8 protein-coding genes are annotated in these 7,535 nt (G+C 59.0%); 1 reads left to right on the top strand and 7 read right to left on the bottom strand.

The window, feature by feature from the left end:
* Positions 1–326: 326 nt before the first annotated feature.
* The 3 genes from NKJ84_RS32480 to NKJ84_RS32490 form a co-directional block, all read right to left on the bottom strand.
* The gene (locus tag NKJ84_RS32480; RefSeq protein ID WP_352509919.1) at positions 327–641 is read right to left on the bottom strand and encodes a hypothetical protein; all 315 of its coding nucleotides are present in this window, start codon (positions 639–641) and stop codon (positions 327–329) included.
* Positions 642–649: 8 nt separating this feature from the next.
* Positions 650–949, bottom strand: a complete 300-nt coding sequence (locus tag NKJ84_RS32485; RefSeq protein ID WP_352509920.1) for a DUF7716 domain-containing protein — start codon at positions 947–949, stop codon at positions 650–652.
* A 174-nt stretch (positions 950–1,123) separates the two neighbouring features.
* Positions 1,124–1,312, bottom strand: a complete 189-nt coding sequence (locus tag NKJ84_RS32490) for a hypothetical protein (protein ID WP_352475512.1) — start codon at positions 1,310–1,312, stop codon at positions 1,124–1,126.
* A 478-nt stretch (positions 1,313–1,790) separates the two neighbouring features.
* Here NKJ84_RS32490 and NKJ84_RS32495 point away from each other — a divergent pair, with 478 nt between their 5' ends.
* Complete coding sequence (locus tag NKJ84_RS32495; protein WP_352509921.1) at positions 1,791–1,991, top strand: hypothetical protein; 201 nt, start codon at positions 1,791–1,793, stop codon at positions 1,989–1,991.
* Between the two features lie 116 nt (positions 1,992–2,107).
* Here the strand turns inward: NKJ84_RS32495 and NKJ84_RS32500 are convergent, their stop codons facing one another.
* The 4 genes from NKJ84_RS32500 to NKJ84_RS32515 form a co-directional block, all read right to left on the bottom strand.
* Positions 2,108–2,536 carry a hypothetical protein gene (locus tag NKJ84_RS32500; RefSeq protein WP_352475513.1) on the bottom strand — a complete coding sequence of 143 codons (429 nt, stop codon included), beginning with the start codon at positions 2,534–2,536 and terminating at the stop codon, positions 2,108–2,110.
* Entirely contained in the window at positions 2,536–4,605 is a 2,070-nt protein-coding gene (locus tag NKJ84_RS32505) for a hypothetical protein (protein ID WP_352509922.1), read from the bottom strand. Before NKJ84_RS32505 ends, NKJ84_RS32500 begins: the two co-directional genes overlap by 1 nt.
* A gap of 688 nt (positions 4,606–5,293) precedes the next feature.
* Positions 5,294–5,614: a Bbp19 family protein gene (locus NKJ84_RS32510; RefSeq protein ID WP_352509923.1), complete on the bottom strand. Its 321-nt coding sequence runs from the start codon at positions 5,612–5,614 to the stop codon at positions 5,294–5,296.
* Positions 5,611–7,362, bottom strand: coding sequence for a portal protein (locus tag NKJ84_RS32515; RefSeq protein WP_352509924.1), 1,752 nt, complete (start codon positions 7,360–7,362; stop codon positions 5,611–5,613). The genes NKJ84_RS32510 and NKJ84_RS32515 overlap by 4 nt, the downstream gene beginning before the upstream one ends.
* Positions 7,363–7,535: the final 173 nt, after the last annotated feature.

Below are 7,535 nucleotides of genomic sequence, written 5' to 3' on the forward strand. Positions count from 1 at the left end.
GCCCCAACGACCGAAATCCAGCCCCCGCCGCGCGTCAGGCTGTTCGCAACCTCATTGTCGCACCACCCACTCTGGAAATGCCGGTAGTTCGAGGTGTCCAATCGTGTCAAAGCCATTTTGGAGGTGACATTGGACAAGGCCGGCAAGGTCAAGTCGGTTACAGTCGTATCCTACGAACCTCATTCGGAAGCAGCCGCGGAAGCGGCCCAGCAACTTACGAAATCAATCCAGAGGTGTTGGCCGCCAGGCGTCAAAACCAGCCCGTTGCGGATCACAGTGGATTTGAGCAAATTCTAGCTATAGCGCAGCCTCAGAGAGAAGAACGTTCAACCCGCGAAATTTTCGTCCACGAACATCTCGGCAAATTTCTGGGGTGGGAGGGTTACACCATTGACGCGGGCGATCTCGAGATTCCTTGCCCACATATCCCGGATTGCTGCCGGCATTCCCTCGGGCATGTGCATAGAGTGGGCTATTGCGTCATGCCATTGTCCGTCGCCGCCATAGATAGATCGCAGTTTGGGGGCCATCCTTTTCAAGCCATCCTCCGACTCTTGAGAAAGTTCTCCGATCGCCCAGAGCACATAAACATCGAGCAGCCTAAGCAGCGGCTGTCCGTCATAACGTGGGTTAGTCAACATTTAACCTCTCACGCATCATAGGTGGCATAATAAATAACGCGTTCGCAGATGGCAGAAATGCTTGGCTTTTCTTTCTGCGATGCAACCAAAGCCTCGGTAATCTCGATCGCAAGGTTGATTTCGAGAAAGTATGCCAGGCCCTCTTTAGCTGCCTCGGGTGGTACCAACATCCCATCCTGCTGAGGCAAAACCATCGCGTCTGAATCCTCTGTCCAAGGCTCCGCCGCGTAGATTGTGGGCTCCGCTGCGTAGACCGGGTCCTCCTCGTCAAATTCCGACAACCGCCCAACGATATCCAGCAACTTCATTTTTTTCCCCATAGGGAAAATCCTCCTCGGCCATTCGGATGCAGTGTTTTCTGGAAGATACTCCCTCGATCATGTTGAGATCTAGGGACGAGTTGCATTACACCGGGTTCGTAAACTTGCACAATGATCGGCCGAAAGCGTCATGGCCTCCGCAAGGTCAGTGCTCCCCGCACCCTACCCATCCGCCGGTGCCGCTTTCTCCGGCGCCGCCTTAAGCAGAATCCCGATAGCTCGATTCCAGTAGCGCACCGCTTCAAAATGCCCTTGTCTGGTCAACCAGATCTTATTCTCCAAACTGACTGGATCGCCGATCTCAAACAGCTCCATGCCCTTGGGGCGCAAATATCTATTTTGGTCGGGCATTTTCAGTCCACCAACCGAGCAAATAGATCGGCGAGGTCACGCGCTATCGTCTCAGCGGATTGCCGATTCATACCTATGAATGGGATGCGTACGATTGGCATGGCCGCATCTTCAGTGTCGAAGCCATAGCCTTCACCTCCTCCGTCAGATGCGAATAAGAAGATGCCTGGCGCATATTTTTCAACCTCATATCCGCGGTTGAAGTCAGCCAGTTCTTCGGCTTTAAAAAAATAGTATAGTTATTGCCGATGAAACCTTCGCCTCCATTATGCTCTTTGAGGAAATCATGTAATCCTTGGCAGCACGACTCCCAACCGTGCGGACAGGCCGTCGACGACTGCGGATTCAGCCGGTGCGTCGAATGTCCCTCAGTTAAATATGTCCCATTGCTATCGTCCCAGGTCGCTCAGCAACTGGTTCCACCACGGCATACCCCTGTTGTCGGTGAACTGCCGCCAAACTTCACTGGATTGATTTCATGCACATCCACTACGGCGCGAACTATGGCAACAATAGCACTACCGACCGTCGTAGGGCTCAATCGTCGCTGACGGAATACCAAAGCGGTCGAGTAGATTCAGCACACGCTCTATATGACCACACGCAGATCGCCAGCAATGATAACATCGCCGAACCATCCTTCCATCTGGTGGGTGAGTTTGCTCACAACAGGGGGTGAACGCTTGTGTCCATGATGGTGCCACGGCCTATTCAGCCGGCGACATTGGGCTTTATGTAAAAATAGTCCACCATTCACCTAATGAGGATCAAAAAAATGAAAGCCCAACCTCATTGCTACTTACCATCGTAAGGCTCGATGACAGCAAACGGTATTCCCAATGATTCCAGCAAATCAAGAATGCGTTTCGAGATGACGAGGCGATAGTCCGCTGCGATCCCGAAATCGTCCCGGCCGGCCTTGCCATTCACTTTAAGCCAGACGAAGGGTGGAAGTTCCTGCCCAGGTTGATCCTCATGAAACTCTTCGGATGTTGTCACTTCGGCGTCGGCGAACGTCGCGCCTGAAAAACCCATCTTTTGCAGTGCGCGCTGGGTGTCTTCGGTGACGAGGTAACACGGGAACGTCGTAACGATCACATCGCCAAACCAGCCCTCTATAACGTAGTGAAGCTTGGTCACGATTGGCGGATGGACACTCGAGTCAAGAACGGTGTTTTCACCAAGTCCACCAGCGACGTTCGGCCATATGTAAAAATATTGCATCACTCACCTATTGGAGGATTGAACAGATGTCCGTATTGTTTGTCGATATAAGTCACGTAGTCCAGCACCTGCTGACGCGTTGGCTGGGGGTGCGACGCATAAAATTTATCCCATTCGAATCGGAAAACGATCTTGTGCAAAAGGTTATCTAATCCTTTTGGTATGCCGCGAAGATTTTGAAGAGAGTGCATCTCATCTTCAGCAACAAGGCTTGGATATCTGGTCCATATCTGTTGCTCTGCAGCGTGATGGACGACAACCTCTCCCTTTAGATTCGGGTTCGCATCAAGAAATGTTTTGCGGTAATTTTTTGAAAGAGCTTTGCCAAACGATGCTCCCGGATGCCTAATCTTAGAGGGGTCTCTGGCGATCGACTTTATTATCGCAAGAAGCTCAGCCTTGTCAGGCTTGACGCCGGTGCTCAAGAGGTAAGCGGCCTCTTTTGCTGCATTTATTGCACGAGACTCAACCTCGGTCGTCTGGCGAACCGCCGCTCCCTCAACGGCGAGTTCTGATGTGGCCCGCGACCCACTGGCCGTAAGCTCCTCTAACGGCTTGGCAAACTTGCCCGTCCCGGCGCGGACAATGGCCAGTCCTTTTGCAACGGCTTGGCCGAGTGACTCGAACGCCAGGCTGCCCTCTGCAGCTAATCCGGAGGCAGAAGTGACCGGCAGTTGACTGAGCGCGTCCAAAGGATCGTCGCGCAGATCCTGAAGAAACAGCCCAATGTCGTGCGGGGCTCGGCCTAGGCCTTCAAAACCTTCGGTGAGGTAGTTGCCGAAGTCCTCCGCGGCGAGTTCCAGTTTCGATTGAGGTTTCCTGCGGTTTGAAGGAGCAGGCGGTTGATTCTGCTTCCCGGCGATCACAGGTGCAACAACGGGCCTAGCCGGTTGGCTTTCGACCGATTGAGGAAGCCCGGCTTGGACGAGCTGTTGGGATAAGGCTGCTCGGACCTCTGGATCGGACGCCCCACCAACGAGGCTGTACAGGATGGTGTGCTTGTCCGCCTGTGGCACGCTCCCGTCTTTGAATGTCGTGGCGATGTTCTTGAGAACAGACCATGGGAAAGGTTGGTAGTTCTCGATGCCCAGTTGCTTTTGTGCTGCAACTGAAGCGGCGATTGCTCGGACATAAGTTCCTCGGTCGTAGGTGTCCGGCCCTCCTTCACGATTCCATGACTCGCTGTCGGGAGTGGTGATCTCGCTCCAGGCTGCGTCGACGCTCGGAAAGACCTTGCGAACGTATGCGGCAGGGTCCGTCCGCCTGGCGTCCAGCGTCTGAAGCGCGGCGGCGGCCGTGACGTGATACCGCGCCTGCTCCCCTTGGGAACCTGCAGGACCAGGTTCGGCATCGCGTAGCGCCGCATGGATTGCTTGGTTCGGCATGGTGCGCATGCCGAAGGCCTGACGACCAACATCAATCTTTCTGGCAAAATCCCCGTACTGCTTGCCGCCCTCCTCGACGCCATAGACAGCGATGAAGGCGTCCCGACCAGGCATCTTGCCGGAATAGGCGCCAGTCTGTGCGATGGCGCCCGGCGCGTTCTGCTCGGCGAGACCAATGTTGGTGCGAAGCTCAACCTGCTGAGCAGTGTTGGCCGCCTGCGCCTGTCGGATCAGCGCTGCCTGTTCCTGTTGCGGAAGGTCGTCCCTGAACGCCTGCGCCACCCTTTCATCAGGCGTCTGCTTGCCGACGCGATCACCCTTCGCTGCCGCCGCATTGGGCGCACCAAAGGCGCTGGAGCCGCCAACGACTTCGGTGGTGTCGTCCTTAGTTCGGTTTCCAGCCTGCGCGGCACCCAGCATCTCTGCAGCACGTTTCGGGTCCTGGGCGATCATCGCCTGGATCAGCGCCTTGGCCGTGTTGCCGCGCCAGGCGACTGCCGCCGCTTGCCGGGCAAGCGGGTTGCCGATCTTGGCAATCAGGTCAAAGCCGTTCTGCCGGATCGCGTCGAAGTTCTCGGTGTCCTTCGGGTTGCTTTGCGCGATGGCACTGGTTGAGATGTTGTCGACCTTGGTCCACTCGGCCTGCTCATACTCGTCGCGCCGCTGAAGCTGCCTCGCCGCCATAGTGAGCCGGCCTCGCGCAATGCCTCCTTTTGCCTGGCGAAATTGGCGCGCTGGCTTTCGGGCATTTTCGGCAGGGCATCGGCGAACAGCGTGTCGAAAAGGCCGGTCTTGATCATCCGGCCGGTGCGCGGATCGACCTGGCCATACATCGTGTCATGCAGGCCGCTGCCGTCGGCCGGCGCATTCGCCACCACCTCGTCTTCCGCCTGCCCGATCTGGCCGTTGAACCGACGGCGCGCGAGGTCGGCGTCGAACGCCTCCTCCTGCTGCTTCTGCTGCTGGTAGCGTTCGGCGACGGCAGAGAGCTCGTCGCCAAAACCCTGCATCGCCCTGCCGACCGGCGATCCTTCGGGATAGGAGAGCACATTGCCGGCATCGAGCCGGCGCTGGGCAAGCTGGAGAGGTATGGTCGCCATCTATTTGTGTCCTGCCATGAGCGCGCCGGGGATCGTGGCGCGGCGCTGCCGCGCGCCGGCCCCGTGCCGCCGCCTTCGTCGGGTCATGAATTTTGGAGAGGTCGCCAATGAGAGTGTCGCCGGCACTGAAGATGCTGGCGGTCTGCGCCGTCGGCTAAATGGCCTCGGCAAAATATTGTCATTCCCTTATGAGTTGGCCGGGCTCGCGGACTCCCGCGAACGATCGGTCGGAGCAGGCCATGACTGTGGCAAGGCCGCCGGTCCTAAGCCCGCTACCCTTCCAACCGCGCCGCCTTCTCCAGCGCCGCCAGCTGCGCTTCGTCCAGCGTCAGGAACCCCATAATGTGCTGCACCACTTCGGCCCGCGCGTTGCTGAGCGCGCTGTGCAGCTCGAAGCCGTTCGGCGTCTTGGTCTTGGCCAGCCATTCACCGTAGGACGGGCGGCGGTAATAGCCGGTCGCAGCCGTCAGGTCGGCCAGCACCATCTCGCCGTCCTGGCCCGAGAATACCCTGAAATAGGCTTTGGCCAGCGCATCCCGCGCCTTGGCCGGGCCGCCGGCCTGGCTGGAATGGGCGAAGCGTTTGCCACTCATGCCCCGCCACCCTGTACGTCGCCACCCTGTACGCCGTTGCCCTGCGGCATCAGCCCGCCGAGCCCATCGAGCAGGCCGCTGTCGCGCGCCTGCACGGCCGCCGGTACGGCATCCCTGGCCAGCTTGCCGGCAGAAACGATCGAAGCCATGCCTGCTTGTGCGGTTTGAGCCTTGGCTCTGGCATCGCGGATGCCCGCCACTTCATCCTGGCGGCGGAAGATGCGTTGTGGGCTGCGGCCGGCGCCCTGCACGATCTTCAGCGCCTCGTCGCCGTCGATATTGTCCATGACGCCGGGGTCGAACTGCGCCATCTGCATGGCGGTGGTGACCACCTGGATGGTGTCGCGCGCTTCGGCCGAGCGGCGCAGCACGTCGAGCGGGCCGGTGAAGGTCGGCCGCAGCGCCTTGCCGGCAAGGCTCGCCGGCGGCAGGAAGCGGCTGTCTTCCTCGTAAAGTCCCTTGTCTTCCAGAATACCCAGCTCGCGGTCGAGATTCGAGGCAAAGCCGGCCTGGATAATCGAGCCGGAGGGGCCGAGCAGAGCACCCTTTTCCTCTTGCCGGATCAAGGCCTCGGTCGCCGTCATCTGCGGGTTCTGTACCAGCGTCTGGAACAGATTGACGAACATCATGTCGCGGATCTCCTCGGCCCGGCTGTCGGCGTAATTGAAGGCATAGGTCGGGTTCTGGCCGGTGGCGATCGGCGCGATCAGCGGCCGGCCGGCATCGTCGATCAGGCCGGGATAGTTCTCGCCGGGATTGAGCACCGGCACATAATCGAGCCTGGCCTTCGAGGCGGTCGCCGGATCGGTGATCTGCTGAAGTGCGCGCAGGCCGGAGCGCCGCACGGCGTTCTCTTCGCGCACCGTCGTCAATGCCTCGATGGTTGGCGAGATGCCGTAGGGATCGCCCTCGTAGCGGCGCCAGTTGAAGCACGATACCGGGAAGGAGCGAAAACCGCTTTCCCTGACGATCGCCTCCTCGTCCTCGATCACATGATAGGACGCGAACGCGGTGTCGAGATACTGGTAGGAGCCGCTCAGGCTGTACATCTTGCGCTCGTCGCGCGGCTGGATGCACTGGATCAGCGAGATTTTTGTCTCGCATTTGGCGGGGTCGTCGACCAGAACTTTGATCCGCGCCGGCAGTCTGTCGTAGCCGAGCAATTGCGCCGCCTGTCTTGCGGTGCGCTCGTAGCGGCGGTGGAAGATATCGACCTGGCCCCAGCGGTTGCGCGAGAGATAGCCTTCGACCACCGGGATCGAGGCATAGCGGATCAGCGTGCTGCCAAAACCCTCCTCGGCGTAGAGATAGGCCGGGCCGTAGCGCACGACATTGCGCAGGCAGGCTTGCGTTGCCGGCACGAAATTCGAATTGGCGGAGTAGCGCAGCGAAAACAGGAAATCGCGCAGCGCTTCCGCCCATTCCTTCTCCTCGTCGGTTTCCTCGTCATTGATTGCCGCGGTCGACAGCCCATGCCATTTCTCCGACTGCGGGATGATCAGGCTTTCCAGCCCCGCGGCCAGCCGGTTGGCGGCCGAGTTGATGGTATTGGCGTAGACACGCGCACCGCGCCGCTCCTGCCGCTCGGACTGCGAGTCCGCGCCGGCCTGCCGGCCGCCGCTCCACATGTCGGGCGCATCGGGATCGCAGAATTCGGACACCGCCTCCCAGACATGCTCATACTGGCTGCGTTCGCTCTCCAGTTCAGCCTGTCGCGACAGAATATCGCGAGCACGGGAATCGCTCATGGTCAGCCTCGCTTGATGAAATTGATTGAAAAAGAAAACGGCGGGACGCCGAAGCTGCCAATCTCCCCACTGTTTGGACCGGGGACATCGCGAACAGCTGTGCGAGGACATCGCGAACAGTTTGCCATCCTATCGTTGGCTTGCATTGAGGTCGATGGTCTGGATTTTCTGGT

The sequence above is a fragment of the Mesorhizobium sp. M0048 genome (genome assembly GCF_040323405.1).
Classification (GTDB): domain Bacteria; phylum Pseudomonadota; class Alphaproteobacteria; order Rhizobiales; family Rhizobiaceae; genus Mesorhizobium.